Annotated in this window: 1 protein-coding gene; it reads left to right on the top strand. The window is 41.3% G+C overall.

Annotation, left to right across the window (positions count from 1 at the left end):
• Positions 1-260: 260 nt before the first annotated feature.
• The coding region (locus tag BHE89_RS19340) for an RNA methyltransferase substrate-binding domain-containing protein (RefSeq protein WP_286146361.1) at positions 261-683 on the top strand (423 nt) is incomplete at its 3' end.

Raw genomic sequence — 683 nt, 5'->3', positions numbered from 1 at the left:
AAAAAAGGCAAATCATCAGGTCGAGGTAATGCGAGCAAAGACAAAGCGGTAAAAGACCAAGTCGCGAAAGACAAAGCCAGTAGCAAACGTAAGAAAGCATCATCACAAACCAAAAAGATAGAGGCAAAACTTAAAGCTAAACGCGCTGCCAAACGCGATAACGCATAAAGTTTCGTTCTTCTGGTTCTCTTTTTAAAAGGCGGAGACCCCGCCTTTTATCTGTTTTGTGCCTTTTTATTTTTTAATGAGTAAATACCGCTATGAGCGAAGAAATTATTTATGGTATTCACGCAGTAACCGCATTACTTGAGCGTGATCCTGCACGTTTTAAAGAAGTTTATGTATTAAAAGGGCGTGAAGATCGCCGTTTAACACCTGTTATTCATGAATTAGAAGCACAAGGTATTCTGGTTCAAGTGGCGAATCGCCAATGGTTGGATAGCCAAACAGAGGGTGCTGTTCACCAAGGTATTATTGCTAAAGTAAAACCAGGTCGTCAGTATCAAGAACAAGATTTACCAGACTTATTAGCTAGTGTTGGTACGCCTTTCTTATTAGTGCTGGATGGTGTCACTGATCCCCATAATTTAGGGGCTTGTTTACGTAGTGCAGATGCCGCTGGTGTGCATGCTGTTATTGTCCCGAAAGATCGTTCTGCACAATTAAATGCAACGGCCAAAAAA

This window comes from Shigella sp. FC1967 (assembly GCF_001743005.1).
Classification (GTDB): domain Bacteria; phylum Pseudomonadota; class Gammaproteobacteria; order Enterobacterales; family Enterobacteriaceae; genus Proteus.
Note: the sequence above shows the minus strand (reverse complement) of the source record. Positions and strands in the feature narration are given on the sequence as shown.